26 protein-coding genes are annotated in these 25,169 nt (G+C 64.7%); 14 read left to right on the top strand and 12 right to left on the bottom strand.

Features of this window, described 5'->3' with window-relative positions:
- The first annotated feature begins 90 nt into the window (after positions 1 to 90).
- The 5 genes from QX121_RS03260 to QX121_RS03240 all read left to right on the top strand — a co-directional run bounded on the left by QX121_RS03260 (position 91) and on the right by QX121_RS03240 (position 5,202).
- The gene (locus QX121_RS03260; RefSeq protein WP_315777957.1) at positions 91 to 1,251 is read left to right on the top strand and encodes an ATP phosphoribosyltransferase regulatory subunit; all 1,161 of its coding nucleotides are present in this window, start codon (positions 91 to 93) and stop codon (positions 1,249 to 1,251) included.
- Positions 1,248 to 2,225, top strand: coding sequence for an ATP phosphoribosyltransferase (hisG, locus tag QX121_RS03255; RefSeq protein ID WP_315811151.1), 978 nt, complete (start codon positions 1,248 to 1,250; stop codon positions 2,223 to 2,225). The genes QX121_RS03260 and hisG overlap by 4 nt, the downstream gene beginning before the upstream one ends.
- Positions 2,226 to 2,295: 70 nt before the next feature.
- Complete coding sequence (locus tag QX121_RS03250; protein WP_315736560.1) at positions 2,296 to 3,339, top strand: glycosyltransferase family 2 protein; 1,044 nt, start codon at positions 2,296 to 2,298, stop codon at positions 3,337 to 3,339.
- The gene (locus tag QX121_RS03245) at positions 3,336 to 4,178 is read left to right on the top strand and encodes a ChbG/HpnK family deacetylase (RefSeq protein WP_315811150.1); all 843 of its coding nucleotides are present in this window, start codon (positions 3,336 to 3,338) and stop codon (positions 4,176 to 4,178) included. The genes QX121_RS03250 and QX121_RS03245 overlap by 4 nt, the downstream gene beginning before the upstream one ends.
- 223 nt (positions 4,179 to 4,401) lie before the next feature.
- Positions 4,402 to 5,202, top strand: coding sequence for a DUF2076 domain-containing protein (locus tag QX121_RS03240; RefSeq protein WP_315811149.1), 801 nt, complete (start codon positions 4,402 to 4,404; stop codon positions 5,200 to 5,202).
- Positions 5,203 to 5,291: 89 nt separating this feature from the next.
- Here the strand turns inward: QX121_RS03240 and QX121_RS03235 are convergent, their stop codons facing one another.
- Positions 5,292 to 6,083 (bottom strand): L,D-transpeptidase, encoded by a 792-nt coding sequence (locus QX121_RS03235; protein ID WP_315811148.1) that lies wholly within the window; start codon positions 6,081 to 6,083, stop codon positions 5,292 to 5,294.
- A 306-nt stretch (positions 6,084 to 6,389) separates the two neighbouring features.
- Here QX121_RS03235 and QX121_RS03230 point away from each other — a divergent pair, with 306 nt between their 5' ends.
- Positions 6,390 to 7,169 (top strand): protein phosphatase CheZ, encoded by a 780-nt coding sequence (locus QX121_RS03230; RefSeq protein ID WP_315716668.1) that lies wholly within the window; start codon positions 6,390 to 6,392, stop codon positions 7,167 to 7,169.
- Positions 7,170 to 7,309: 140 nt separating this feature from the next.
- On the opposite strand, the gene QX121_RS03225 is transcribed toward QX121_RS03230, so the two are convergent.
- Positions 7,310 to 7,816: a hypothetical protein gene (locus QX121_RS03225; protein ID WP_315736555.1), complete on the bottom strand. Its 507-nt coding sequence runs from the start codon at positions 7,814 to 7,816 to the stop codon at positions 7,310 to 7,312.
- A gap of 331 nt (positions 7,817 to 8,147) precedes the next feature.
- Here QX121_RS03225 and groES point away from each other — a divergent pair, with 331 nt between their 5' ends.
- The 3 genes from groES to QX121_RS03210 all read left to right on the top strand — a co-directional run bounded on the left by groES (position 8,148) and on the right by QX121_RS03210 (position 11,543).
- Positions 8,148 to 8,444, top strand: coding sequence for a co-chaperone GroES (groES, locus tag QX121_RS03220; RefSeq protein WP_008961387.1), 297 nt, complete (start codon positions 8,148 to 8,150; stop codon positions 8,442 to 8,444).
- Positions 8,445 to 8,565: 121 nt separating this feature from the next.
- A complete protein-coding gene (gene groL / locus QX121_RS03215; protein WP_315777953.1) occupies positions 8,566 to 10,209 on the top strand; it encodes a chaperonin GroEL in 1,644 nt (547 codons plus the stop codon).
- 143 nt (positions 10,210 to 10,352) lie between these two features.
- Positions 10,353 to 11,543 carry a hypothetical protein gene (locus QX121_RS03210; RefSeq protein WP_315736553.1) on the top strand — a complete coding sequence of 397 codons (1,191 nt, stop codon included), beginning with the start codon at positions 10,353 to 10,355 and terminating at the stop codon, positions 11,541 to 11,543.
- A gap of 329 nt (positions 11,544 to 11,872) precedes the next feature.
- Here the strand turns inward: QX121_RS03210 and QX121_RS03205 are convergent, their stop codons facing one another.
- Entirely contained in the window at positions 11,873 to 12,280 is a 408-nt protein-coding gene (locus QX121_RS03205; RefSeq protein ID WP_315736552.1) for an META domain-containing protein, read from the bottom strand.
- Positions 12,281 to 12,432: 152 nt separating this feature from the next.
- The gene (locus QX121_RS03200) at positions 12,433 to 14,097 is read right to left on the bottom strand and encodes an L-lactate permease (protein WP_315736551.1); all 1,665 of its coding nucleotides are present in this window, start codon (positions 14,095 to 14,097) and stop codon (positions 12,433 to 12,435) included.
- Between the two features lie 321 nt (positions 14,098 to 14,418).
- Here QX121_RS03200 and QX121_RS03195 point away from each other — a divergent pair, with 321 nt between their 5' ends.
- A complete protein-coding gene (locus QX121_RS03195; RefSeq protein WP_315811147.1) occupies positions 14,419 to 16,179 on the top strand; it encodes an ABC transporter ATP-binding protein/permease in 1,761 nt (586 codons plus the stop codon).
- 312 nt (positions 16,180 to 16,491) lie between these two features.
- On the opposite strand, the gene QX121_RS03190 is transcribed toward QX121_RS03195, so the two are convergent.
- Positions 16,492 to 17,487, bottom strand: coding sequence for a TorF family putative porin (locus QX121_RS03190; RefSeq protein WP_315736549.1), 996 nt, complete (start codon positions 17,485 to 17,487; stop codon positions 16,492 to 16,494).
- Between QX121_RS03190 and QX121_RS03185 the strand changes: the two genes are divergently transcribed.
- On the top strand, positions 17,411 to 17,683 hold the full coding sequence (locus QX121_RS03185) for a hypothetical protein (RefSeq protein WP_315779399.1): 273 nt from the start codon (positions 17,411 to 17,413) through the stop codon (positions 17,681 to 17,683). The genes QX121_RS03190 and QX121_RS03185 overlap by 77 nt on opposite strands.
- Positions 17,684 to 17,981: 298 nt before the next feature.
- On the opposite strand, the gene QX121_RS03180 is transcribed toward QX121_RS03185, so the two are convergent.
- The 3 genes from QX121_RS03180 to QX121_RS03170 all read right to left on the bottom strand — a co-directional run bounded on the left by QX121_RS03180 (position 17,982) and on the right by QX121_RS03170 (position 21,073).
- Positions 17,982 to 18,440: a hypothetical protein gene (locus QX121_RS03180; RefSeq protein WP_315811146.1), complete on the bottom strand. Its 459-nt coding sequence runs from the start codon at positions 18,438 to 18,440 to the stop codon at positions 17,982 to 17,984.
- Positions 18,441 to 18,515: 75 nt separating this feature from the next.
- Entirely contained in the window at positions 18,516 to 19,838 is a 1,323-nt protein-coding gene (gene glcF / locus QX121_RS03175; RefSeq protein ID WP_315811145.1) for a glycolate oxidase subunit GlcF, read from the bottom strand.
- The gene (locus QX121_RS03170) at positions 19,835 to 21,073 is read right to left on the bottom strand and encodes an FAD-binding protein (RefSeq protein WP_315811144.1); all 1,239 of its coding nucleotides are present in this window, start codon (positions 21,071 to 21,073) and stop codon (positions 19,835 to 19,837) included. Before QX121_RS03170 ends, glcF begins: the two co-directional genes overlap by 4 nt.
- A 546-nt stretch (positions 21,074 to 21,619) precedes the next feature.
- Here QX121_RS03170 and QX121_RS03165 point away from each other — a divergent pair.
- The 3 genes from QX121_RS03165 to QX121_RS03155 all read left to right on the top strand — a co-directional run bounded on the left by QX121_RS03165 (position 21,620) and on the right by QX121_RS03155 (position 23,391).
- A complete protein-coding gene (locus tag QX121_RS03165) occupies positions 21,620 to 21,958 on the top strand; it encodes a putative quinol monooxygenase (RefSeq protein WP_315811143.1) in 339 nt (112 codons plus the stop codon).
- A 468-nt stretch (positions 21,959 to 22,426) separates the two neighbouring features.
- Positions 22,427 to 22,672: a hypothetical protein gene (locus QX121_RS03160; protein ID WP_315811142.1), complete on the top strand. Its 246-nt coding sequence runs from the start codon at positions 22,427 to 22,429 to the stop codon at positions 22,670 to 22,672.
- A gap of 527 nt (positions 22,673 to 23,199) precedes the next feature.
- Complete coding sequence (locus QX121_RS03155) at positions 23,200 to 23,391, top strand: hypothetical protein (protein ID WP_315811141.1); 192 nt, start codon at positions 23,200 to 23,202, stop codon at positions 23,389 to 23,391.
- Positions 23,392 to 23,397: 6 nt separating this feature from the next.
- On the opposite strand, the gene QX121_RS03150 is transcribed toward QX121_RS03155, so the two are convergent.
- The 4 genes from QX121_RS03150 to QX121_RS03135 form a co-directional block, all read right to left on the bottom strand.
- Positions 23,398 to 23,874 carry a hypothetical protein gene (locus QX121_RS03150; RefSeq protein WP_315811140.1) on the bottom strand — a complete coding sequence of 159 codons (477 nt, stop codon included), beginning with the start codon at positions 23,872 to 23,874 and terminating at the stop codon, positions 23,398 to 23,400.
- A 1-nt stretch (position 23,875) separates the two neighbouring features.
- The gene (locus QX121_RS03145; RefSeq protein WP_315811139.1) at positions 23,876 to 24,013 is read right to left on the bottom strand and encodes a hypothetical protein; all 138 of its coding nucleotides are present in this window, start codon (positions 24,011 to 24,013) and stop codon (positions 23,876 to 23,878) included.
- A gap of 221 nt (positions 24,014 to 24,234) precedes the next feature.
- On the bottom strand, positions 24,235 to 24,435 hold the full coding sequence (locus QX121_RS03140; protein WP_315811138.1) for a hypothetical protein: 201 nt from the start codon (positions 24,433 to 24,435) through the stop codon (positions 24,235 to 24,237).
- A 261-nt stretch (positions 24,436 to 24,696) separates the two neighbouring features.
- The gene (locus QX121_RS03135) at positions 24,697 to 25,026 is read right to left on the bottom strand and encodes a hypothetical protein (protein WP_315811137.1); all 330 of its coding nucleotides are present in this window, start codon (positions 25,024 to 25,026) and stop codon (positions 24,697 to 24,699) included.
- Between the last annotated feature and the right edge of the window lie 143 nt (positions 25,027 to 25,169).

The following is a 25,169-nucleotide window of genomic DNA, read 5'->3' as shown; positions in this document are numbered from 1 at the left end:
GGCCATTCGCAGTCGAAACCGTCAAACGGCCATGCTAAGGGGCAGCCGCGGCCTCCAGAGGCGCCCACTCCACTTTGGAACTCGATCGACATGACCGGACCCGCTCCAACCGGACCCGCCGCGTGGGCGGACATGCTGCTGCAATCCTTCGCCCAGGCCGGCTATGAGCGGGCCGAACCGGCGATCCTGCAGCCGGCCGAGCCATTTCTCGATCTCTCGGGGGAGGACATCCGCAAGAGCCTCTATCTGACCGGCGACGCCGCCGGCGAAGAGCTCTGCCTGCGCCCCGACCTGACCATTCCCGTCGCCCGTGACTACCTCGCCTCGGCCCGCGCCGGGCATCCGGCTGGCTTCAGCTATCTCGGTCCAGTATTTCGTTACCGCGAGGGCCGCCCGAGCGAGTTCCTGCAGGCCGGCATCGAATCGTTCGGCCGTCAGGATCGGCCCGCCGCGGATGCCGAGATGCTGGCGCTGGCGATCGAGGCGACCGCCACCGCCGGCCTTGCCGCGGTGGATATCCGCACTGGCGACGTCGCGCTGTTCACGGCCTTGATCGACGCCCTCGATCTCTATCCGGTATGGCGACGGCGGCTGATCAAGGACTTCAACCGCAAGCGCACCCTGGCGCAGGACCTCGAGCGGCTGGCGATCGCCTCGGTGGCCCCGCGCAACGAGTATGAAGGGGTGCTCGCCGCCCTGGCCGGCTCCGACCGCAAGGCGGCGCTCGCCCTGGTCACCGACCTGATGTCGATTGCCGGCGCAACGGCGGTCGGCGGCCGCACGGTGGCGGAGATCGCCGACCGCTTCCTCGAGCAGTCCACCCTCAAGAGCGGCGCGCTGCCGCGTGACGCGCTGGACCGTATCAAGCGCTTCCTCGCCATCAGCGGGAGCCCGACCGAGGCTGTCCAGCAGCTTCGCGCGCTCGCCGCCGACGCCAAGCTCGACATTTCAGCGGCGATCGACACGTTCGAGGCCCGCGCCGGCTTCATGGCCCAGCGCGGCATCGACATCACCAAGGTGCGCTTCGCCACGTCGTTCGGCCGCGGCCTCGACTACTACACCGGTTTCGAGTTCGAACTGCATCATCCGGGCAATGGCGACGAGCCACTGGTCGCCGGCGGCCGTTATGACGGCCTGCTGAGCCAGCTTGGCGCCGCCGAGTCGATTCCGGCCGTCGGCTTCTCGATCTGGATCGAGCGCCTGGCCCAGAGCAGCGCCGTCGGCAAGTCCCCGCGCGGGAGAGCATCATGAGCGGCCCCCTCGTCCTCGCCGTTCCCTCCAAGGGGCGCCTACAGGAGAATGCCGAGGCCTTCTTCGGCCGCGCCGGACTGAACCTGTCCAAGCCCGGCGGCGCGCGCGACTATCGTGGCACCATCGCAGGTCTCGACAATGTCGAGATCGCCTATCTCTCTGCGAGTGAGATCGCCTCGCAACTGGCGCGCGGCACCGTGCATCTCGGCGTCACCGGCGAGGACCTGGTTCGCGAGAGCATCACCGATGCCGACAAGCGCGTGCTGCTGATCGATACGCTCGGCTTCGGCGGCGCCAACGTCGTCGTCGCCGTGCCGCAGGCCTGGATCGACGTCCGCACCATGGCCGATCTCGACGACGTCACCACCGGCTTTCGCGCCCAGCATAATCGCCGCATGCGCGTCGCCACCAAGTACATCAACCTGACGCGCGGCTTCTTCGCCGCCCATGGCATCGTCGATTACCGCATCGTCGAGAGCGCCGGCGCCACCGAGGGCGCGCCGGCGGTGGGCACCGCCGAGCTGATCGTCGACATCACCAGCACCGGCTCGACGCTCGCCGCCAATGGGCTGAAGGTGCTGGACGACGGCGTGATCCTGCGCAGCCAGGCCAATCTGGTCGCCTCCCGCGACGCCGACTGGTCGGAGGGGCCGCGCGAGAGCGCCCGGATCATTCTCGACCACATCCATGCCCGCGCCCGCGCCAGCAAATACCGCGAGGTCCGCACCCGCTTCAGAGGGTGCGACGCAGCAATGCTGACCGAGGCGCACAACCGCTTCGGCGTCGTGGCGCCGTTCGGCGGCCCGACCTCGTCCGGCATGCTCACCCTGCACTGCCCGCCGGCGCAGATCTACGCGCTCGGCAGCTTTCTGCGCGCGCATGGCGCCGAGACCGTCTCGGTCGCCTCGCTCGACTATGTGCTCGACCGCGAAAATCCGCTGTTTGCTCGCCTCGAGGCCTTCCTGCGATCATAAATCGCCGTTCATCGTAGCGACAGGCGAGCGCAGCTACCATATGTTGGTAGCAGAACGAGGACGCTGAGCAATGCTGGGAACTGACGTGTCGGATCTGACCACGACTGCGGCCGACGCCGCGTCGCAGGGATTGTCGATCGTTATCCCCGTCTACAACGAGGGCGCGGGACTGACGGCGCTGCACGAGCGGCTGAATAATCTCGCCCGTACGCTGCGCCAGCGCTTCGGTCTCGCCTGTGAGCTCGTCTATGTCGACGATGGCAGCCGCGACAATACGCTCGCGATTGCGCGCACCTTGCAGGCCGATGCGCTCGACATCCAGGTCGTCTCGCTGTCGCGCAATTTCGGCAAGGAGGCCGCGCTGATGGCCGGCCTCGATCATGCCCGGCGCGGCGCCGTGCTGTTCATGGACGGCGATGGCCAGCATCCGCCGGCCCTGGTCGAGCAGCTCGTCACGCACTGGATCAAGGACGGCTATGACGTCGTCTATACCGCCAAGGCACATCGCGACAACGAGCCGTTCCTGCGCCGCGTCGCCGTGCACGGCTTCTACGCGCTCATCAACTGGGGCGCGCGGCAGAAGATCCCGGAGGATGCCGGCGACTTCCGCCTGCTCTCGCCGCGCGCGGTGGCCGCGCTGCGGCAGTTGCCGGAGCGCAACCGCTTCTTCAAGGGCCTGGCGAGCTGGATCGGCTTCCGCCAGATCCGCGTCGACTACGAGCCTGCCGCGCGTGCCCATGGCGTGACGGCCTTCAACCTGACCAGCCTGCTCGGCCTGTCGATCGAAGGCCTGACCTCGTTCTCGGTCGCCCCGCTGCGGTTCGCCAGCCTGCTCGGAATCCTGCTCGCCTCGGCGGCCTTTCTGTTCGGCCTCTCGATCCTGTGGGAGACTTTAGCCACCGGCAAGTCGGTGCCCGGCTATCCCTCGCTGATGGTCGGCCTGATGACGATCGGCGGCGTGCAACTGATCATGATCGGCATCATGGGCGAGTATATCGGCAAGATCCTGTCCGAGCTGAAGGCGCGTCCGATCTACTTCGTCGCCGAGCACAGCGAGAAGCGTGCAGCGCTCGATGCGCGCAGCGACGGCGCCGAGAGGAACGCCGCCGAATGAGCGCGACGCCGCACCGACGCATCTGGCTGTGCGCCGATGACTATGGCATCAGCCCCGGGGTTAACAGCGCCATCCGAGACCTGATCGCGCGCGGTCGGTTGAACGCAACCTCGGTGATGACCGTGGGCGCCGCGATCGGGCGCGACGAAGTGACGGAGCTGACCAAGGTCGCGTCCGACAGCCCGCGTTGCGCCATCGGCCTGCACGTCACGCTGACCGCGCCGTTCCGGCCCCTGACGATGCATTTCCGTCCCTCGGAAGGCGGCATGTTCCTGCCCTTCCCGAAGCTGCTGCGCGCCGGACTGACCCGCCGGCTCGATCCCGAGATGATCCGTGCCGAGGTCCTGGTTCAGCTTGCAGCGTTCGGCGATTTGTTCGGTCGCGCCCCCGATTTCGTCGACGGCCACCAGCATGCCCAGCTCTATCCGCAGGTGCGCGAGGGCTTTCTCGCCGCCGTCAAGGAAACTGCGCCCACGGCCTGGGTGCGCCAGGGCGGCCGCAATCTGCCCCTGATGCAGCGGCTGACGGCGCCGAAGGCGCTGCTGCTGGACGTGCTCAGCGCGCAATTCCGCCGTCAGGCCAGGCGGGCCGAGATCGCCTTCAATCCCGGCTTCGCGGGCGCCTACGACTTCACCAAAGCCTCCGACTTCGGAGCTTTGATGGATGGCTTCCTCGACGAGTTGCCCGAGCATGGGCTGGTGATGTGCCACCCCGGTTTCGTCGATGACGTCCTCATCGAGCTCGATCCGCTGACGGTGCAGCGCGAGCATGAGCACGCCTATCTTGCCGGCGAGCATTTTCCGGGCCTGTTGGAGCGCCGCAAGGTGACGCTCGACTGATGGATGTTTCGCGTGCCCCGGCGAACAAAACCCGGCGCGGCGGCGTTCGAAGTGGGAGGGAGGCAGGCATGCCGTCCGCCTTCGGCTTCCGAAACGCCTCGCAAGTGCAAAGACGCTTTGTCGCATACGGAAATTTAATCCGCGCCCCGGCTGGCCGGGCCACAAAGTCCCCCTAAATCTTGGCCGCGCTTGGCCGGAACAAGGCAAGCGGCAGGAGAACGACATGACACCGCAAGAACGCCAACTCATCGACGATCTGTTCGACCGGCTTGCCACGTTGGAGAGTGCACCGCGTGATCCGGAGGCTGCCGCCGCCATCGCCCAGGCGCTGCAGCGGGCTCCCAATGCCGTCTATGCGCTGGTGCAGACGGTGCTGGTGCAGGACGAGGCCCTGAAGCGCGCCAACGCCCGCATCGAGGAGCTGCAGCACGCCCAGGCCCCGCAGGGCCAGTCCGGCGGCTTCCTCGATTCGATGCGCGACAGCATCTTCGGCTCGGGCAGTCGCGGCTCGGTCCCCAACGTGCCGCCGCCGTCGCAGAGCCGCCCGGTCTGGAACAGCGGCCAGGCGATGCCCCCGGGCTACCAGGGCCAGCCCGGCTATCCCGGTCAGCCCGGCCCTTACGATCAGGGCGGCTTCGGCCAGCCGCGCGGCGGCATGTTCGGCGGTGGAGGCGGCTCGTTCCTCGGCACGGCGGCGGCCGCAGCGGCCGGCATGGTCGGCGGCTCGCTGCTGCTCGGCGGCATCCGCTCGATGATGGGCGGCGGGTCGCATCAGGCGTTCGGTGACACCACGATCATCGAGGAGCGGGGCGGCGGTGCCAGCCCGTGGAGCGGCGACCAGTCCGGCGGCTCGCTGGCGCGCGACGCCGGTCTCGACGACATCGGCCGCCCGGGCGGCGACGGCGGCCGGGCCGGCCTGTTCGACCAGGCGAGCCATGACGACAGCGGCAATGACAGCGACGCGGCCGACTTCGATGCCGATGACGGCTATGGCGACGACGACGGTGGCAGCGACTACGCGTGAAGTTCTCGGGTCGCAACGAACTGAAGAATGCGAAGGCCGCCCCCTGCGGGCGGCCTTTTTCTGTTGCTGATGTCGTGCAGCGGCGGTCGTCAGATCACGATGACCCGGGCACCGACGTTCACCCGGCCATAGAGATCGATCACATCCTCGTTGCGCATCCGGATACATCCTGACGAGACGTTGGTGCCGATCGTCCATGGCTCGTTCGAACCGTGGATCCGATACAGCGACGAGCCGAGATACATCGCGCGTGCGCCGAGCGGGTTCTGCGGCCCGCCCTCCATGTGCCGCGGCAGGTCGGGCCGACGCGCGAGCATTTCCGGCGGCGGCGTCCAGTCCGGCCATTCGCGCTTGGCCGAGATCGTCTTCACGCCCGACCAGGTGAAGCCGGGGCGGCCGACGCCGATGCCATAGCGGAGCGCCCTGCCCTCGCCCTGGACCAGATAGAGGAACTTGTTCGGCGTATCGATGACGATCGTGCCCGGCCGTTCTTTGCCGTTATAGTCAACGATCTGTTTCTCGTATTTCGGATCGAGTGGCCGCTGCGTCTGCTCATAGGCCTCCTCATCCGGCACTCCCTGCTGCGGGACCATGCCCGGCGCCAGCCGCTGCGGCTCGTAGTAGGACGGCTGCTGCTGGTACATCGGCTGTCCCGGCGGAGGCGCGCCGCGGCCGCCTTGCGGATCCCCGAACAGGAATTCGATGAAGCCGCCGCCCATGCGCGAGCGTTCGACATAGGCGGTGCGCACCGGCGCGGACTGCTGCGGCGGGCCGCTATAGATCACGGTCGGCTGCTGAAATCCCTGGGCTGCGGCGCGGCCCAGACCTGCATGGAAAACGCATGCGCCGGCCAGCAGCGCTGCGGATACTGATTTGAACATCGACGTACTCTGTACTGTTTCGTCTGAAGACTGTTCATCGCGCGAGGCAAATGCGCCGCCGCGTATCGTCAATAAAGAGCAAAACCCGATCGCTTTGGTAAACGCAGGAGGCGCCGGGATTCACCATCGCTGCACACGCGGCGGTTTTGATCGCTAGCGTTTATTTTGCGTGAAGGCCGCTGGCGCATGGTTAATCGTTGACGCACGATGCACGCCAGCGTTGCTCAACGGCGGTTCCTGGCGTGAACGCGATGTTAAATAGCCTCTGCGTAGAACTGATCCGAGCAAAAGGTCAGGGATACTATCATGGCGGTTCGCAAGCGTTTCCGTATCGAAGAAGCAATCGTCGGCCATATGCCGGAGCCTGAATTCGTAGGCGGCGAGATCGGCCCCAACCACAAGGAAATCATGGACGAGCTCCGCGCGATCCGCTCCCAGATGGCCAATGCGATCCGCAGCGGCGGCAGCAACACGGCGAACGCCGCCATCGAAGAGTCCGCCGCACGCGAGGTCGCCGAAGCGCGCGCGCTGCTCGAGACCTATCGTGCCCAGATCGAGCAGTGCGAAAAGCTCAAGGTCGAGCTCGACCTGATCCACGACGCGATCAACCGCACCAAGGGCGAGATCGCGACCCTCCATGCCAAGAGCTTCAACGGCGAGGAGATGGCCAAGGTCAACGGCGAGCTCGGCGCGGTCGTCGGCGGCACCGAGCAGGCGACGCAGCAGATCCTCGAAGCCGCGGAGGCGATCGACCAGGCCGCCAGCGCGCTGTCCAAGGTGGACTCGGCCGACCAGCAGAAGATCCTGAGCGAAGAGATCCAGGAGCGGGTGGTCTCGATCTTCGAGGCCTGCAACTTCCAGGACCTGACCGGCCAGCGCATCAACAAGGTCATGACCACGATGAAGTTCATCGAGCACCACATCGTGGTGATGATGGACATCTGGGGTGGCGTCGACGCCATCAAGGCGCATACGCCGCCGATCGTCGACCACCGCGAGGGCGACGCCAGACTGCTGAACGGCCCGAAGGCGGAAGGCGACGTCGGCCACGCCTCGCAGGACGACATCGACGCGATGTTCAACTGACCTCGTCCTGCCTGACCGGCGGCCACGCCGACCAGGGATGGCACCGAGCAGCACCAAGCAAAACGCCGGCGCTTTCACCGGCGTTTTTCGTTTGGCTTTTGGGTGTGGCCGGGGCTTGTCGCGAGGGCTTCGCCCGGATCTCAGGCGCGCGGTCCGCAGCGGACGTAGACCATCGTCTGGTAACGGGTCGCCGCATCCTTGTCGACGAAGCGGGTGATCAGCACACGGCCGTCAAAGGAGACGACCTCGCGGTCCTGCTCGCCGCCGGGCGGTCCGGCCGGGCCGATGTAGTTCTTGCCGCTGGCCGAGCCCTTCAGGCGCAGCTCCTGGGGAGTCGCCTGGTCGGCCAGATGCATCACGACACCGCCGGACGTGCCCGCCCCGATGACATAGGGCTGTTTGCACTGCGCCAACGCCATCTTCTCGGTGCGCGGACGGTCGTTGGGGTTGTTGTAAGCGGCGAGGCCCCATTTGCCGACGAGATCCTCGGGGCGGATCGTCGCCGGAACCTCGGGCTCGACCGGCGCCTCGGTCTGCATGGGGGGCGACGGCGACAGGCTGAAGCCCGTGCACGCTCCCAGAAGCATCGTGAGCGCCGACGCGATCGCGAGATTGGCAACCGGCCGCGCGCACCGTGAACTCGTCATGGCATCCCCTTAGGAACAAGATCGTGGCTGCCCCGTCCGGCAACCAAACCCAAAACGCTCGTCAGAGCAATGACGTCGGATGACGACGCCGCTCCACTAACATGTCTGGCCCGGGACAACATCCCCTAACAGCCTCAAGAACGGCTTAACTGCCGGCCGTTGCTTGACAGGAACAGCCGCAAGCCATATTTCCCCGAGCGGTCTTTAGCACTCGGAGGGCGCGATTGCTAAGGCTGCGAGCCAGTTGGCGCCAAGTGGGCGTCAAATGTGGCCGCATTCAGATTTCCTCCGACAGCAACAACTTATCCAAGCACCCCAAAAGGGATCCGTCATGGCCAAATCGAAGTTTCGTCCCCTGCACGACCGCGTCGTGGTTAAGCGCATCGACGCCGAAGAGAAGACCAAGGGCGGCATCATCATTCCCGACAGCGCCAAGGAAAAGCCCTCGCAGGGCGAAGTCGTCGCCGTCGGCCCGGGCGGCCGTGATGAGAGCGGCAAGCTGATCCCGATCGACGTCAAGGTCGGCGACCGCGTGCTGTTCGGCAAATGGTCCGGAACCGAGGTCAAGCTGGACGGCGAGGAGCTCCTGATCATGAAGGAGTCCGACATCATGGGCGTCGTCGCCTGATCCCGACCTGCCGGGGGCGGCGATCAGCCGCCCCGGGCGAAAATGCTCTGCAACCTCGTTCCGGCGACAGACGGGCGATCACGCCCCTCGCCGTCGAGGTCTACTCCAGGAGAATTTTGAAATGGCAGCCAAGGACGTCAAATTCGCCGGCGACGCACGCGACCGCATGCTGCGCGGCGTCGACATTCTCGCCAACGCCGTCAAGGTGACGCTCGGCCCGAAGGGCCGCAACGTCGTCATCGAGAAGAGCTTCGGCGCTCCGCGCATCACCAAGGACGGCGTCACCGTCGCCAAGGAGATCGAGCTGGAGGACAAGTTCGAGAACATGGGCGCGCAGATGCTGCGCGAGGTCGCCTCCAAGACCAACGACACCGCCGGTGACGGCACCACCACCGCGACCGTGCTGGCCCAGGCCATCGTGCGCGAGGGCGCCAAGGCGGTTGCCGCCGGAATGAACCCGATGGATCTCAAGCGCGGCATCGACATCGCGGTGGCCGCCGTGATCAAGGACATCGAGAAGCGCGCCAAGCCTGTCGCCTCGTCCTCCGAGGTCGCCCAGGTCGGCACCATCTCCGCCAATGGCGACGCCGCGATCGGCAAGATGATCGCCCAGGCGATGCAGAAGGTCGGCAACGAGGGCGTCATCACGGTCGAGGAGAACAAGTCGCTCGATACCGAGGTCGACATCGTCGAAGGCATGAAGTTCGACCGCGGCTATCTCTCGCCCTACTTCGTCACCAACGCCGAGAAAATGACGGCCGAGCTCGACGACGTCTACGTGCTCTTGCACGAGAAGAAGCTGTCCGGCCTGCAGGCCATGCTGCCGGTGCTCGAAGCCGTGGTGCAGTCGGGCCGTCCGCTGCTGATCATCGCCGAGGACGTCGAGGGCGAGGCGCTGGCGACGCTGGTCGTCAACCGCCTGCGCGGCGGCCTCAAGGTTGCCGCCGTCAAGGCGCCGGGCTTCGGTGATCGCCGCAAGGCGATGCTCGAGGACATCGCGATCCTGACCGGCGGTCAGCTGATCTCGGAAGACCTCGGCATGAAGCTCGAGAACGTCACGGTGAAGATGCTCGGCCGCGCCAAGAAGGTCGTGATCGACAAGGAGAACACCACGATCGTCAACGGCGCCGGCAAGAAGGCCGACATCGAGGCGCGCGTCGGCCAGATCAAGGCGCAGATCGAGGAGACCACCTCGGACTACGACCGCGAGAAGCTGCAGGAGCGTCTGGCCAAGCTCGCCGGCGGCGTCGCGGTGATCCGCGTCGGCGGCGCGACCGAGATCGAGGTCAAGGAGAAGAAGGATCGCGTCGAGGACGCCCTCAACGCGACCCGCGCTGCGGTGCAGGAAGGCATCGTCCCCGGCGGTGGCGTCGCGCTGCTGCGCGCCAAGAAGGCGGTCGGCCGCATCACCAACGCCAATTCGGACGTCCAGGCCGGCATCAACATCGTGCTGAAGGCGCTCGAGGCTCCGATCCGCCAGATCTCCGAGAACGCCGGCGTCGAGGGCTCGATCGTGGTCGGCAAGATCCTGGACGAGAAGTCCGAGACCTTCGGCTTCGACGCCCAGACCGAGGACTATGTCGACATGGTCGCCAAGGGCATCATCGACCCGGCCAAGGTGGTCCGCACCGCGCTGCAGGACGCCTCGTCGGTCGCCGGCCTCCTGGTCACCACCGAGGCCATGGTCGCCGAGCTGCCGAAGGACGCGGCTCCCGCGATGCCGGCCGGCGGCGGCATGGGTGGAATGGGCGGCATGGGCTTCTGAGCCCCCCCTTGCATCACCGAGACGTTCAGGAAGGCCGCCTCCGGGCGGCCTTCTTTTTGGCCGAGTGTCCGCGCCCGGGGGTGCAGCGATCGCAAATCGGCGCTACAGCTTAAGGCCGATTCTGCCCCCACAAGGATTTTCAGATGCGCGCGATTTTGCTTGCGCTGGCCGTGATTGCAGCGGCCGCGCCGGAACTCGGTTGGGCCCAGAGCAAGAGCGGGACCAAGGCCCCCGCCAACGAGACTCGGTATTTCACCGCGATCGACGGCCTGATGGACGGCAATGCCGACGTGATCCTGAAGGAGACGCGCCAGGGCAAGACCGTCACCGCCGCCACGCTCGACGTCTGCTATCCCGTCGCAAAGAATTCGGATCGCAAGGACCGCTTCGTGGTCAGCCTCACCGTCAATGGCCAGACCTTGACCGGTGCGACCCAGAGCAACGGCGCCAAGGAGCCGGTCACGGTGAAGCTGAATCGCAAGCCGACCGGCGACACGTTCGAGTTCCGCGGACAGATCGCGATCGGCAAGACCGTCACCGAGGTGGCGTCGACCGACAATTCCGACGTCAGCGAGAAAGAGTTCCAGGAGAGCCAGTCGAGCGACGACGGCATCAGCGCCCAGCCGAAGGACTTCACCGACGTCTCGCCCGAGGCGGTCTCGGTCCGGCTCAAGCTCGACGCGGTGACCGACTTCCTCAAGAGCCTGAAGGGCGAGAACGTCGAAGTTTCGCTGTCGAGCCTCATCGTGAGCTGCGACGCACTGCGCGCGGGCGAGCAGACCATCAGCATGACCGTCGACCCCGAACGAGCCGGCGCACTGATCGCGAAGGCGCGGACCATGAACGGCGTCGTCACCGCCGGCTGGACCGCCGGCACGGTCGAGATGGACCGCACCATCCGCTTTGCGGCGGCCGACTGGCGCGACGGTGACAAGATCAACAAGGACAAGCTGGCGGGCGCCATCTCCGACGTGCTGGCCAAGACCTACAATGCCAGGCCGACGAGTGCGGCGTGGAATCCGGTCAGCGGCAAGCTGAAGCTGACGTTGAAGCGGCCGAGCCAGCTGATGCCGGCGCTCGAGCTGACCGACGTCATCGAGGTCACCGGCCTCGTCTCGGCGGACAAGCCGGGCGGCGCGGACGCGCTGATGCTGTGGATCAGCAGCCCGACGACGACCACCGTCGATGAGGCATCGAGCGCCAAGCTGATCCTGTCGGACGAATCCTCGGGCGACGAGGAAAGCGATACCCGCGACGACGGCGGTGCCATCGACGAGCTGGCGAAGGCCTTCAAGGCCAAGCGCTGGGATGCGGACAACTCCGTCTGGAAGTAAGGCGACGGCAGGCGCCGCGATCTCAGATGCCACCCTCCCCTGGAGGGGGAGGGTCGATCGCACGCGAAGCGGGCGAGCGGGGTGGGGTGACGCCGCGGGCACCGGTGCACGTGGGGAGATCACCCCACCCCGCCTCCCATTCGCTGCGCTCATGAGAGGCGACCCTCCCCCTCCAGGGGAGGGTGACAGCGGGGCTGACCTCAAAGCTGCGTGCTGCGGAATCGCGAACGTGCATGAAGCAGGACCAGGTGCCGGACCATGACAGCGAGGTCCACATGCCGATATATCGATGTGACCAAGACTAGGACTTTCGATACGGCCGTCTCGGCTCAATTGGTGTTGAGCCGGAAGCGCAGCGTCTTCGGTCCGATGAAGATGATCAGGTCGCCCTGACGCTTCCAGTTCGTCGCCGCGCTCAGCGCCGCGATCAGCTCGTCATCGGCTTGCGCGCGTGCCGCCGGGCAGTTGCGGTCCTCGATCTTGCTGGCGATGAACACGATGGTGTTGCCGGCGACCGAGAACTGCCCCTTGCCGCCCTTGCACCAGAGCTCCAGCACGGTCTCGCCGTTGTCGCCGATGTCGAGATCCGGCACGCGCTTCGAGCCGGGCATTGGTAACGCATCGAGCGTCATCTCCATTCCGAAGGGAAACTCCTCCGCCGACGCGCCGGCAAGCGGCAGGCCCGACATCGACAACGCCATCATCGCCACGGCGCAGCCACGCTTCAACACTTGCATCGTTCCTCTTCAGACCAATCACACGCAGGGCTGCGCCTTCCAGGCGACGACCGTGATCCCCGCCGCGCCACGGCTCCCGCACAAATGTGTTCCAAACATAGCAAACCCCGCGCCGCAGCTGCGGCGCGGGGCTTTTGTCGCTGCCGGTGTTGCTACTTCAGCACCATCGCCGTGAACGGATAGACGTAGGCCTGCAAGGTGACGAACAGGCCGACCAGACAGGCCAGCACGATCGAATGCAGGAAGACGTAGCGCAGGATCGAGCTCTCGTGGCCGTACCAGTTGGTGGCGGTCGAAGCGACCACGATCGACTGCGCATCGATCATCTTGCCCATGACACCACCGGATGAGTTGGCAGCCGCCATCAGGACAGGCGACAGGCCGAGCTGCTCGGAGGTGATCTTCTGCAGGTTTCCGAACAGCACGTTCGAGGCCGTATCCGATCCCGTCAGCGCCACGCCCAACCAGCCGAGCAAGGTGCCGAAGAACGGATAGAGCACGCCGGTCGCGGCGAAGGCGAGGCCGAGCGTTGCGTCGACGCCGGACAGCCGGGTCAGCGTGCCGATCGCCAGCATCGCCGAGATCGTGATCAGCGAGATCGCGCACAGACGGATGGTGCGGCCATATTCCGCGATCAGCTTGCCCGGTCCGACACCCATCAGGAAGCCGGAGATGATCGCGGCGATCAGCATGCCGGTGCCGGTGAAGGTCAGGTAGGTGAACGAGAACACCGCGCCTTCCGGTGTCGGCTTCGCAGCCACCGGCGGCATCTTGTTGATCAGCTTGTCGAGCTCGGGCACCGGATAGTTCCAGGTGAAGATCGAGTTCGCCCAGGCCTTGAAGGCGCCGTTGCCCCAGATCAGCATGATCACGCAGACGATGATCCAGGGCAGCAGCGCGCCCCAGAGCTCGGCTTGCGTCAGCGGCGTGCGGTCCAGCGGCTTCGCCGCCGTCATCGTGGCGGCCGATTCGTCACGCCCGCGCAACGCCGGCGACAGCCACAGCTGCCTCGGCTGCCAGACCTTCAGGAACAGGATCAGCGCGCCCATCGAGATCAGCGAGGCGCCGATGTCGACGATCCACGGATTGATGTAGTTCGAGATCAGGAACTGCGGGACCGCGAACGAGACGGCGGTGACCAGGATCGCCGGCCACACGTCTTTCATACCCTTCCAGCCCGCGAACGCCCAGATCACCCAGAACGGCACGATCAGCGAGAACACCGGCAGCTGCCGGCCGACCATCGCGCCGAGGATGTAGGGATCGAGACCGGTGACCGAGGCGAGGCCCTGGATCGGCGTGCCCAGCGCCCCATAGGCGACCGGGGCGGTGTTGGCGATCAGCGACAGGCCGGACGCCGCGAGCGGCGAGAAGCCGAGGCCGATCAGCACGGCACCGGTGATCGCCACCGGTGTGCCGAAGCCCGACGCGCCCTCGAAGAAGGCGCCAAAGGAGAAGGCGACCAGCAGCAGCTGCAGCCGCCGGTCTTCCGTGACGCCGCCGATGGCGCGCTTGAGCAACTCGAAGCGGCCGGTCGAGACCGTGACCTGGTAGAGGAAGATGACGTTCAGGACGATCCAGCCGATCGGAAAGAAGCCGGTGATGACGCCCAGAAACGTCGCGCGCAGCGACATGTTGGCCGGCATCGTGAACACGAAGATCGTGATCAGGTTGGTCAGGATCACGGCGATGATCGCCGCGATGTGTGCCTTCACCTTGCCGCTGGCGATCAGCACCAGCAGCGTCACCACTGGGACGGCGGCGGCCAGCGTCGACAGCGCCGGGCTCCCCATCGGGTCGTAGATTTGATTCCACATCGTGACTTCTCCCCCCACGTTCTTGTTGTTGGACCCGGTCCGGCGGGACGGATCAGGTCTCCTCGCCCAGGCCCCCAAGCCCGGCAAAGGTCGGAAAAGGAGATCACAAAACCGGCAACGCCCAACTCTGCTCAAATTCTCGCGAAATCTGGCGGCGGTCGCAGTCCCTCTCCCCTGCCCCATGCTACGGTTTGTCACACGCGACCGACAAGCCGGCGGTCACCCGCCACATTACGACTTTAGTCTATACAGGCGGCAATCACTGCGATTTTCTCGTTTTTCGTCAGCCCGTTAAGACCTTTTCTCAGGAGCAGCCCCTCTGTGAACAATCTGCGCTCGACCGTCGCCACCGTCTGGCGGATCGCCATTCCCTACTTCCGCTCCGAGGACAAGGTCGCCGGCCGCAGCCTGCTCGCCGCCGTGATCGCCATCGAGCTGTCGCTGGTTGCGATCCAGGTTCTGGTGAACCAGTGGCAGAGCCGGTTCTTCAACGCGCTGCAGCAATACGACTGGAACAGCTTCATCTGGGAGCTCGGCGTGTTCGTCGTGCTGGCCACCGTCTTCATCATTCTGGCCGTGTACCAGCTCTATCTCAATCAGTGGCTGCAGATCCGCTGGCGGCGGTGGATGACCGAGGCCTACCTCAAGCGCTGGCTCGGCGAGGCCAACCACTATCGCATGCAGCTCAAGGGAGACGCGGCAGACAACCCTGACCAGCGCGTCGCCGAAGATGTGAAGCAGTTCATCGAGCAAACGCTCACGATCACGATCGGCCTGCTGAGCTCGATCGTGACGCTGGCCTCGTTCGTCGTGGTTCTCTGGGGCCTGTCGGAAGAGGCTCCGTTGACGCTGTTCGGTACGGAGTATCGGATACCCGGCTATCTGGTCTGGGGAGCCCTGTTGTACTCGATCTTCGGCACGGCACTAACGCATTGGATCGGCTGGCCGCTTGTCAATCTGAATTTCGAGCAGCAGCGCTATGAAGCCGATTTCCGCTTCAACTTGGTGCGGGTACGCGAGAGCTCGGAGCAGATCGCGCTGTTGCGCGGCGAAGCCGTCGAGCAGGGCCAGTTGGCGAGCCGGTTCGGTCGCGTGGTCCAGAATTGGTATCAGATCATGAGCCGGACCAAACGGCTGACGGCCTTCACCGCCGGCTATTCGCAGGCGGCCACGATCTTTCCCTACGTGCTGGTCGCGCCGGCCTATTTCGCCAAGAAGGTTCAGCTAGGCGGCGTGATGCAGACACTGTCGGCATTCTCGCAGGTGCAGGGCGCGCTGTCGTTCTTCGTGTCGGCCTATCGTACACTGGCTGACTGGCGCTCGACCGTCGCCCGTCTCGACGGCTTCGACATGTCGATCGAGAGCGCCGCCAAGCTCTCGGGCGAGCCGCAGACGATCGATGTCGTCAACCACGCGGACGACAGCATCGACCTCGCCCAGCTGCTGCTGAAGCTGCCGAACGGGCTGCCGCTGATCGCGGCCGACGGTTTCAGCCTCAAGAGCAGCGAACGCACGCTGCTGACCGGGCCGTCGGGCGCCGGCAAGTCGACGCTGTTCCGCGCCATCGCCGGGGTCTGGCCGTTCGGCAGCGGTGCGATCAGCGTGCCCGCGCATGCCAAGCTGATGATGCTGCCGCAGCGGCCCTACTTCCCGATCGGCCCGCTCAAGGCCGCGATCGTCTATCCGGCAGCGGCCGACGCGTTCAGCATCGACCTGGTCAAGGAGGCGCTCGTCGCTGTGGGCCTGCCGCAGCTCGCCGACCGGCTCGACGAGGACGCACACTGGAACCGGATGCTGTCGCTGGGCGAGCAGCAGCGACTCGGCATCGCCCGCGCCCTGCTGCATCAGCCGCAATATCTCTTCCTCGACGAGGCCACGGCGTCGCTGGACGAGCCGAGCGAAGCCCGGCTGTATCGGATCATCGCCGAGCGGCTGCCGCAGACCACAGTCGTCTCGATCGGGCACCGCTCGACCCTGCACGATCTCCATGATCGAAGGGTCGAGCTGATTCGGGATGGCGACCGGTTCTCGCTGCGGCCGGCGGGACAGGCTGCCGACGCGACCGCGGGTGGAGGCAACTGAAGCGAACGCTGCGGACCTCATGGATGAAGACGCGCTGCAAAGCGGCGCGTCTCCAACAGCAAGGGGTCTGAGAGATCCGCCCCGAACCCAGCCCATTGTCCCGAGGGCGCCGCCAGGGATCTCATCGCGCCCCTGCGCCCCATGAGAAGTCCAATTGCCCGGGCGGCGTCCGAGCCATCGCGATCCAGAAGATGGCGATCCAGAAGGACGGCAAGACGCCCGAGCGACCGCGGCGAGCTGCCGTCACCAAAGCAGAAGGGCGGCAGATTGCTCTGCCGCCCTCGTCAGGAATTTCGATCCGCCTTGGGACGATTACTTCAGGTTGGTCATCGCCGTCAGGTCGACCGAGAGCTTGGCGATGCCGGTCGCACCGCACCACTTCGAGCCCAGGCCACCCGGGTTGATCGCGGTGACGTTGGTGGTGCCGCTGGCGGTGAAGTCGCCAGTGAAGGCGTTGCAATTGCCCTTCGACAGGTTGGTGTCGGAGTAGCGCAGATCCAGCGTGAACACCTTGTAGGTGAAGCCGACGCCAACGTTCCAGGTGTTGTAGTCGGCGTAGTGGATGCCGTTCGGGAAGGCCGCGGTGCCGTAGAAGCTGTCGGTGGTACCGAACCACTGGCGACCGAACTCACCCGAGACGTACATGCCGACGCCGCTCGATCCAAACAGGGTGCTCGGAGCGGTATACTTGCCGGTGACCGAGGCGTAGTTGCCCCAGGCGCCGGAGTTCAGGAAGCTCGGGGTATAGAATTCGGTGACGCCGAACGACCAGTTGTCGTTCACCGTATAGGTGCCCTTGCCGTAGACCTCGAAGAAGCTGACGTCCTTCTTCATGGTGTTGAAGTTCGTCAAGGTGTTGGCCTGGCACTCGGCGCTCAGCGCGCGGCCGGCGAAGTCCGTCGTGGCGCCGCCGCCGTAATAGCAGGTGCCGCCCGGATACAGGTAGCCCCAGACGCCGATGTCGAAGGCGAAGGCGCCGAAGGTCGGGCGGATACCGCCGTAGATATCGATCTCGGCCGCAGCCCGGTTCGGGAAGGAGATGCTCTCGCCAGCGACGCCGACGTAGAACTGCAGGTCCTTGTTGACGTTGAAGCGCGGCTCGAAATAGGCGGCGACCGACGGCTTGTGGTTCGACTGGGTAATGCCGCGGAAGACGTAGTCGTTCATGATCGCCGCGCCGAACGCGATATCCCACGGTTCAAACGCCACCGGAGGCGGAGCCTTATAGGCCTTGACCGCCATGTCCGCCGCCGAAGCCGATCCCGAAACCATTGCCAGCGCCGTTGCCAGCAAAGCCCACTTTTTCATGACGATCCCCATCACCCTATTTCGAAAAAGCCTGCCCCACATTGGCCCCCCAGGGCGCAAACAAGACCGGCTGCGTCATCCAGACGCAATTTGCGCCAGGGTCTCGCCGCAGGTGAAGCAAAAAAGCGCGGCATCTGCCGCCTTTTTGGGCGTTTTGACAATTCCACGGCAGGTAGTCAGCGCGTGTTGCATTTGAACAACAAATCTCCGTGTCCTAGAGCCCCCCAGGACGGTGTGCCGGCACGCTGACTCGTCGTGCCGCAAGCGAAATGCCGCAGCGCATCGGGATCGGATTCGCCCGGCCGTAGATCTGCGGGGGCGACGCTGGCGACAAGCAGATCGACAAGATGGCCAGCCAAAACGGAGCCAACAGACGGAGGCAGCAGACGGAGGCAACAGACGGAGGCAACAACAAACGAGAAGGCCGCAGCGTTGCCGCCGCGGCCTCCCGATGTGAATTCGTTCGGTGGTGAGAACGATCCGATCCGGAAAGATCAGCTTCCGGAGGCAGTCCCCTCTCCGTCCTCGTGCGCCTCGGGCGCCACGCTCGGCATCGCCCAACTGGTTTCGGTAGCCGATTCGGTTGCGCTCACTTCGGGGGTTTCGACCAGAGGAGCCATCTTGGGAGCCCGCTTCTTGGCGGCCTTCTTCTTCGGCGCAGCGGGAACCTTTGCGGCCGACGTCTTGGCCTTCTTGGCGGGAGCCTTCTTCGCAGCAGCCTTCTTGGCAGGCGCCTTCTTGGCAGGAGCCTTGGCCGCCTTCTTCGCCGCGGCCTTCACGGTCTTCTTCGCCTTCTTGGCCGGCGCCTTTGCAGCCTTCTTGGAAGCCTTTTTTGCGGACTTCTTGGCAGCCTTCTTGGCGGACTTCTTCGTCGCCTTCTTGGCTGTCTTGGCCTGCGCCATCAGCTTCTTCTTCTCTTTCTTGTCCTTCTTCGCCTTCTTGTCCTTCGCCATCAGAAACCCTCCAGTTGCCGCCGATCGATCAACTCATCCGGCGGGACGGGCCGGCAGTCAGCACGCGCCCGTCCGTCAAATCATTCCTGGTCGCGGACCGCCCGTCGCCCAGTCGAGAAGCTCAACGGTGTGCACGACGGGAACGGTGGTGCCGCTGGCAATCTGCATCATGCAGCCGATATTGCCTGCCGCGATCACATTCGGCTTGACGGTCGCGATGTTGGCGACCTTGCGATCGCGCAGCTTCATCGCGATGTCAGGCTGGAGAATGTTGTAGGTCCCCGCCGAACCGCAACACAAATGACTCTCCGGTATATCTTTCACCACGAATCCGCACTTGGAAAGCAATTCTTTCGGAATGCTCGTGATTTTCTGCCCATGTTGCAGCGAGCAGGCGGAGTGATAGGCCACGACGAGGTCGTCGTGCCGAGATGCGGAGACCAGATCGAGACCTGCGAGATACTCGCTGATGTCCTTCGCCATGGCCGACACGGCCGCAGCGGGCGCTGCATATTGCGGGTCCTCGCGCAGCATGTGTCCGTAGTCCTTGATGACGGTGCCGCAGCCCGAGGTCGTCACCAGGATGGCGTCGAGACCGCCACGCTTTGCCTCGGCAGCCCACACCCCGACATTGGCGCGGGCGCGCGCCAGCGCGTCGGCGTCCTGCCCCATGTGATGGGTCAGCGCACCGCAGCATTGCTCGTCCCTGACCAGCACGACCTCGACGCCGTGCCGCGTCAGGACGCTGATCGCAGCCTGGTTGATGCGCGGCGCCAGCGCCGCCTGCGCGCAGCCCTGCAGCAGCGCCACGCGGCCGCGCCGCGCGCCCTGCGCGGCAAACACGCTGCCGCCCGCCGGCCCCGGCGGCGGCAGCGCCGCGGCCGGCGCCAGGTCGAGCATCGCCCTGACGCGCCGCAGCAGGCTCGGCACAGGTCCCTGCGTCGCGGAGGACGCCGGCAGCAGCGCCTTGAACGGCCGGCCGAGCCGCGCCAGGGTCATCGCGAGCCGAAACTCGCGCGGCCGCGGCAGCACATAGGCGAGCACGGCGCGCAGCAGCCGGTCCGTCAGCGGGCGCTGGTAGCTCTGCTCGATTCGCCCCCGCGCCTGGTCGACGAGGTGCATGTAGTGGACGCCGGACGGGCAGGTCGTCATGCAGGACAGGCACGACAGGCAGCGGTCGATATGCTTGACCACGTCGGCGGTCGGGGCCTGGTCCTTCTCCAGCATCTGCTTGATCAGGTAGATGCGGCCGCGCGGGCTGTCGAGCTCGTCGCCGAGCAGCACGTAGGTCGGGCAGGTCGCCGTGCAGAAGCCGCAATGGACGCAGGCGCGCAGGATCTTGTCGGCGACCGCGATGTCGGGATCGGCGAGCTGCGCCAAGGTGAACTCGGTCTTCATGGCGCAACGCTCCGCCTGATACGGCCGCGGTTGAGAATGGTCTTGGGATCGAAGGAGACGCGCACCCGCTCCTCCAGCGCGGCGACACCCGGCGGCTGCGGGTGGAAGACGTCGACCGCCAGACGCATCTCGTCCCACGCCCGGAGCAACGTCGCGTGACCGCCGACGGCCTCGGCCTGCTTGCGCACCAGCCCCGCCGACGCATCGGGCTGCGGCGGCAGCGCCGCCCAGATCAGCCCGCCGCCCCAGTCATAGATCACCTCGCCGCCGGTCTGACGCGCCAAGGCCTGCCCGATGGCGCTGCCCGACACCGGCGGACAGACGATCCGCCAGACCGGCCAGGCGCCGAGCGGACCATTGGCCGCGAACGGCAGCACGTCGCGCACGGCGCTCCAGACTTGGGCGGAGGCGTCGTCCGCGATGATCTCGGCCGGACCGAAGGTCGCGAGCTGCTTGGCGAGCGACGCCGCCCGATGCGCCGCCGAGGCCGTGATGCCCTCGAGCCTGATCACCGTGACCGCCTCGCGCGGCGAGCCGATCGGGCGCAGCCCATCGACCTCCGGCCGCAGCGTAGAGGCCGGCAGATGCGCAGCCCCCGACACGTCGAACGGCGACCCCAGCGCCGCGGTCATGGCGCGGTTGGCCTTGAGGTCGTCGAGCCCGCGCAGCACCAGGCTGCGCTCCGACTCCGGCCGCGGCATCACCTTCAGCGTCGCCTCGGTCATGACCGCGAGCGTGCCCCAGGAGCCCGCCAGCAGCTTGCAGAGATCATAGCCGGTGACGTTCTTGACGACCTTGCCGCCGGTCTTGAAGCTCTCGCCGAAGCCGGAGACCGCGTGGGCGCCGAGCAGATGGTCGCGCGCCCCGCCGGCGCGGATGCGCCGCGGACCGGCCAGGCCCGCCGCGATCATGCCGCCGAGTGTGCCGCGGCCGGCCGTGCCGAGCAGCGGTCCCGTGTCCATCGGCTCGAACGCGAATTGCTGGCTCTTCGAATCGATCAGCGACAGCAGGTCGGCGAGCGGCGCGCCGGCCTGCGCCGTGATGATCAGCTCGTTCGGCTCGTAGGCGACGACCGCGCTCAGGGCCGACAGGTCGAGCACGGCGTTGGTGGTCGTGATCTGCCCGATCTGGCGCTTCGAGCCATGACCGATGACGTCGAGCGGCTGCTCGCTGGCGATCGCGGCGCGAACCACCTCCTCGACGTCGGCTGCGTTGCGTACTTTGAGGGCGTCCACCGCTGCTCGCCTTGCTTGTTGATGATGACAGCCGGCCCAGCGCAACGCGCGGCCACCAGCGTTGGGGCCTTTCTAAAGCGTTGCGAGCCGGACACAAGGGCGGGCAAGACGGAACGCTCCCGAGCGATCTGCATGGCCCCGCCGTCGTGCTCTGCGGCATCGAGGCCTCGCTGCCCTGCAGGCCTATCGCATATGACGCCGTCAGAGTCCGGCCGAGCTGTTTCAACGTCGTCATGGCCGGGCTTGTCCCGGCCATCCACGTCGTCGAATCCGGAGAAGGAAAGACGTCGATGCCGGGCCTTCGCCCCGCGAGGCGCCAGGCCCCGCAGGCGGAACAAGCCCAGGCATCGCGTACTCCCCAGCCCGTAGGGCGGGTTAGCGAAGCGTAACCCGCCGACCTTCCGAGACACATGGCGGATGACGCCTTCGGCTAATCCGCCCTACGCCCTCATGTACACATCCATCCTTCGTCCGCCATCGAAGGATCTGATGCAGGAACTGCGGTATCGTTGCCCTTGCAGCACTTCAACGAAAGGACCGATCACAATGACCGGATATGCCATCGAGACGAAAACCGTGAACGAGGCCGTCAGCGGCGGCGGCCTGCTGGTGGTGGCGCAATGGGAGGCGAGGGACGGCGAAGCCGACCGCGTCGCCGAGATCCTGTCGCGCTTCCTGCCCGAGGCGCAGCGCGAGCCCGGCGCAAAACTGTTCCTGATCTCCCGCGCCAAGGACAACCCGGCGCAGTTCCTGTTCTACGAGCTGTTCCGCGACGAAGCCGCGTTCAAGGCCCACCAGGAGAGCGACCACTTCAAGACCTACGTCGCCGGCCAAGCCCTGCCGCTGCTGGCACGGCGCGAGCGGATGCAGTACGGGCTGATCTAGACGAGCATTTACCTGAATCGCGCTCTTGGATGGATCGAACTCTCGCCCCCCAATGCTGTCATGCTCCGCGCAGGCGGAGCATCCAGTACTCCGCGGCGGAAGCGATCGAGCAGAGACGCCGCGGGGCGCTGGAGGTCGCAAGGCCTCCATTTTGTGAGAGGAGATCGCTCACCTCAGGCATTCCTTTACGGCTTCCAAGTCACGCTCGCCGATCCCCTATTTTCTCGTCGTGCGACATCGCGCTACTTGTGCTACTGTTCCGTCATGGCCCCAAAGAAACCCTCGCCAAAAAAGACCAAAGCCGGTGGCTTTGTGATCGGCAGCGCCCGGTTTCGCAAGATCAGCGCCGTCGAGGGAATCCAGTACTCTCCCAAGATGAAGGGAGCCTCGTCTTCGACGGGTAAGGCCCTTTCCTCCGAGGAACGCCGGAAGTCGATCATCGAAGCCTACCGCATGGCTTAGGCCGCCATGTACGACGCGGTCGCCGACGACTACTGCTATCCCGGCACGATCGTTCTGAAGAACAAGCTCGACATCCGGGACTCCGCGGAACTCGCGGCCTTCGAGGCTGAGGTCAGCGACGCCAGGGCCGACGAGGAAATCCCGGCCGGCGATCTCGATTTCGAGCATTTCAACCGCCTAGCGTCGTGTCAGCCGGACTTCCATCCCCGAGCGTTCTCAAGGCGTTACGGTGACGCTTCGCCTTTGCGGTGATTGGAAAACTGTTCAAGGCCGCAGGAACAGTGGCGCTTACGCCGGTAACCGTTATCGCGGACGCGGTCACCATGGGCCGCGCACTGACTGACGAGAATAAATCATACACGCGGCGGGCCCTCGAAGTAGCGCTTGACGGTGTGATGGACGCCATTGAAGACGACGATGGCTAATCTAGAGAGGTTCAGCGTTTCCTCACCCACTCCTCGGTGCCAGAACGACCTTCAGGGACTTTTGGTGTACTCATGGTCCCTGCAGACATAGCCATCATCGCAGCGAAACAAGCGGGTTACGATCAAGCCTGACAACACAGCCCATACCTCTGCAATTATGGGCAATTTTATGCGAGAAGCTGGTAGCTGCCAGCCCGAAGCCGCGAGTGTGTTCTAGTCGGCATACCGTTGTGATAAAGAGTCTCGTCAGCGTTCCGTAGCGTTTTGAAGGGCCGGAAAATATCGAAAGGGACCATGCTGTCCCCCTACGCCCCGCCTTTCCACCGTACCCCGACCGAGCAGTAACGAGAGGTCTTGGTTGACCTGCTGCTGATACCCTTTGTCGCCGTGAATCGCCCGCGCCAGTTCAATCTCTGTACGCCCTGGGCCCTTCCTGATCAGAAATTGAAGAACATCGATCTGGGTCACGTAAACCTCTTTGAAGAGCCTACCAATAATCACCGAAAAATTGGCCGCGCTAGTTCACTTGGGGGATTTATTTTCTGATTGTTTCTACTTTTCCAGATCTTGCTCAAGGTACATTGTGTGAAACAGGCGCACAGCGCGCGACGAGTACGCGGCAACGTCGATGGCGGCATTCCTGAGCTTATCCAGGTCCGTGAACAGCTGATACTGCACGAAGTGCTCTTTGTCTTTACGGTCGTATCGCCTCATCTGGAGACTATGAGCGTCGGCCATGGTCGTAATCGTCACCAGACCATGTGCCATGAAATGCCGGAGTTCGTCGTAGTCCACGAGGTGGTCGCAGATATCATGCAGTTCGCCCCGATACTTCTCATACCCGGGCCGTTCAGCGATTTCCTTTGCCGCCTTGATGCGATCCTTGATCTTAAACGGAAACCTGACGTTCAGCTTTACCGACAGATCGGCGAGGAGAAATTCCACCTGGGCGTAGCCCGTGATGATCTTTCCGCGCAGGTAAAACATTTCGTCGCCCAAGGCGATCTGCTCAGGTCTCGGCTTTTCCATCTCAGAACCGGTAAAAGATGAAGGCCGCGAATACGACCAACAAAGCTGCGGCAATACCCAGCGTACCCTCAGCCGACACGCTGATCCCCAGGAACTTCACTTCAAACTTGGAAGGTGAGCGCATGACGTAGTCCTCCATTTAAACTCAGGAGAACCGTCGAATCACCAAGTGGTATGGGGCCACAGATTCGAGGACCGCGCAACGCACCGTGGTCTCGCGCTGTACCAGCAACACAAATTTACTAAAGAATAGAGGCGGTTACGCCAGCATTTACATACGAACATGCTTGCCCGCTCAGCATGATGCTATTTCCTGAGCTTTGTCAGGCCCTTAAATTAGCTTTGGCACGCATACCAAACCTAAGACCACCAGTGCCGCAAAAGAGATCGTAGCGCATCAACATGAGCCAAGCCGTAAACGGCCACGCCGAGGGCCACAGGAGCCAGAAGGGTCACGGCGAAGGCCACGGGCCAGCGAATGGCCCTCACGGCTTCCACGCCCTTGGCGCTGACCGAGAACAGGCCGATCTTGAGGTTCAGTTCTGGCGGAACCCTAGGCATGGCAAAGCTCTCCTTATCAGGATCGCTCTCCAGCGGTGGGGAAGGGATAAGCATCTGTGGCTGGATTTTCAGAGCTCGTCAACAGAGCGGCCTAGGCTGCTTTTGTCAGACAACCAGATTTATTTTCCAAACACGGCCAGCTCGTAATGCGACATCCCAGCAGTCGGCCCCCTGCGCGATTAAACCAGCTTTCCCGCTTTTGACCCATGCCTACCGCCATCCACGGTCCGGGATTGATTCCAAGAACTGGACCTCGCGCTATCACTCCCGCTTAGAAGCTGAGAGTTCCTGTCTCAGATAGTAAGCAGTCATCAATGCCTCTGGGTGTTTCTCATCCTTGAACCAAAAAACTGTCGTCTCCTTGCCGAACTCCGGCGCCCATTCATCTCTGGCAATCTCATTCGCCCAGGCGACCATCCTGATAGCGTCGGTGGAAGACACCTCAGCCGGGTATGGGTATCGAGGATTTTGCTTCTTCATTTGACACCTTTGCAAATGCAGAACGCCTAAAGGCTTGGTGCCGAGAGTCAAATACTTGAGAGGGTTTTCCGGAACGCTTGTGCAGCTTCTCGGCTGCGGCAACGCGATCAAGGTTCGATCCCCCTTGCGCGTCGACGAGATCGCCCGCCTTGCTTCGAGGAGGACCTTACTCGGGGGCGTCGAGGCTGGGCAAGAATCCGAATTAGGGGGGTGAGAGGGCTCGGCGCGGTGCAATTTCGAGCCATGACTGCATC

Source organism: Bradyrhizobium sp. SZCCHNR2028 (assembly GCF_032380995.1).
Taxonomy (GTDB): Bacteria; Pseudomonadota; Alphaproteobacteria; order Rhizobiales; family Xanthobacteraceae; genus Bradyrhizobium.
The sequence above is the reverse complement of the archived record's forward strand: the minus strand, read 5'-3'. Positions and strand labels throughout refer to the sequence as shown.

Excerpts from the sequence above, each read along its gene's own strand:
- QX121_RS03225 (WP_315736555.1), bottom strand. The coding sequence starts at position 7,816 with ATGACGAGTTCACGGTGCGCGCGGCCGGTTGCCAATCTCGCGATCGCG.
- QX121_RS03165 (WP_315811143.1), top strand. The coding sequence starts at position 21,620 with ATGACCGGATATGCCATCGAGACGAAAACCGTGAACGAGGCCGTCAGC.
- QX121_RS03190 (WP_315736549.1), bottom strand. The coding sequence starts at position 17,487 with ATGAAAAAGTGGGCTTTGCTGGCAACGGCGCTGGCAATGGTTTCGGGA.
- QX121_RS03240 (WP_315811149.1), top strand. The coding sequence starts at position 4,402 with ATGACACCGCAAGAACGCCAACTCATCGACGATCTGTTCGACCGGCTT.
- QX121_RS03250 (WP_315736560.1), top strand. The coding sequence starts at position 2,296 with ATGCTGGGAACTGACGTGTCGGATCTGACCACGACTGCGGCCGACGCC.
- hisG (WP_315811151.1), top strand. The coding sequence starts at position 1,248 with ATGAGCGGCCCCCTCGTCCTCGCCGTTCCCTCCAAGGGGCGCCTACAG.
- groL (WP_315777953.1), top strand. The coding sequence starts at position 8,566 with ATGGCAGCCAAGGACGTCAAATTCGCCGGCGACGCACGCGACCGCATG.
- QX121_RS03150 (WP_315811140.1), bottom strand. The coding sequence starts at position 23,874 with ATGGAAAAGCCGAGACCTGAGCAGATCGCCTTGGGCGACGAAATGTTT.
- QX121_RS03230 (WP_315716668.1), top strand. The coding sequence starts at position 6,390 with ATGGCGGTTCGCAAGCGTTTCCGTATCGAAGAAGCAATCGTCGGCCAT.
- QX121_RS03205 (WP_315736552.1), bottom strand. The coding sequence starts at position 12,280 with ATGCAAGTGTTGAAGCGTGGCTGCGCCGTGGCGATGATGGCGTTGTCG.
- QX121_RS03140 (WP_315811138.1), bottom strand. The coding sequence starts at position 24,435 with ATGCCTAGGGTTCCGCCAGAACTGAACCTCAAGATCGGCCTGTTCTCG.
- QX121_RS03210 (WP_315736553.1), top strand. The coding sequence starts at position 10,353 with ATGCGCGCGATTTTGCTTGCGCTGGCCGTGATTGCAGCGGCCGCGCCG.
- QX121_RS03160 (WP_315811142.1), top strand. The coding sequence starts at position 22,427 with ATGTACGACGCGGTCGCCGACGACTACTGCTATCCCGGCACGATCGTT.
- glcF (WP_315811145.1), bottom strand. The coding sequence starts at position 19,838 with ATGAAGACCGAGTTCACCTTGGCGCAGCTCGCCGATCCCGACATCGCG.
- QX121_RS03145 (WP_315811139.1), bottom strand. The coding sequence starts at position 24,013 with ATGGAGGACTACGTCATGCGCTCACCTTCCAAGTTTGAAGTGAAGTTC.
- QX121_RS03200 (WP_315736551.1), bottom strand. The coding sequence starts at position 14,097 with ATGTGGAATCAAATCTACGACCCGATGGGGAGCCCGGCGCTGTCGACG.
- groES (WP_008961387.1), top strand. The coding sequence starts at position 8,148 with ATGGCCAAATCGAAGTTTCGTCCCCTGCACGACCGCGTCGTGGTTAAG.
- QX121_RS03245 (WP_315811150.1), top strand. The coding sequence starts at position 3,336 with ATGAGCGCGACGCCGCACCGACGCATCTGGCTGTGCGCCGATGACTAT.
- QX121_RS03260 (WP_315777957.1), top strand. The coding sequence starts at position 91 with ATGACCGGACCCGCTCCAACCGGACCCGCCGCGTGGGCGGACATGCTG.
- QX121_RS03235 (WP_315811148.1), bottom strand. The coding sequence starts at position 6,083 with ATGTTCAAATCAGTATCCGCAGCGCTGCTGGCCGGCGCATGCGTTTTC.
- QX121_RS03180 (WP_315811146.1), bottom strand. The coding sequence starts at position 18,440 with ATGGCGAAGGACAAGAAGGCGAAGAAGGACAAGAAAGAGAAGAAGAAG.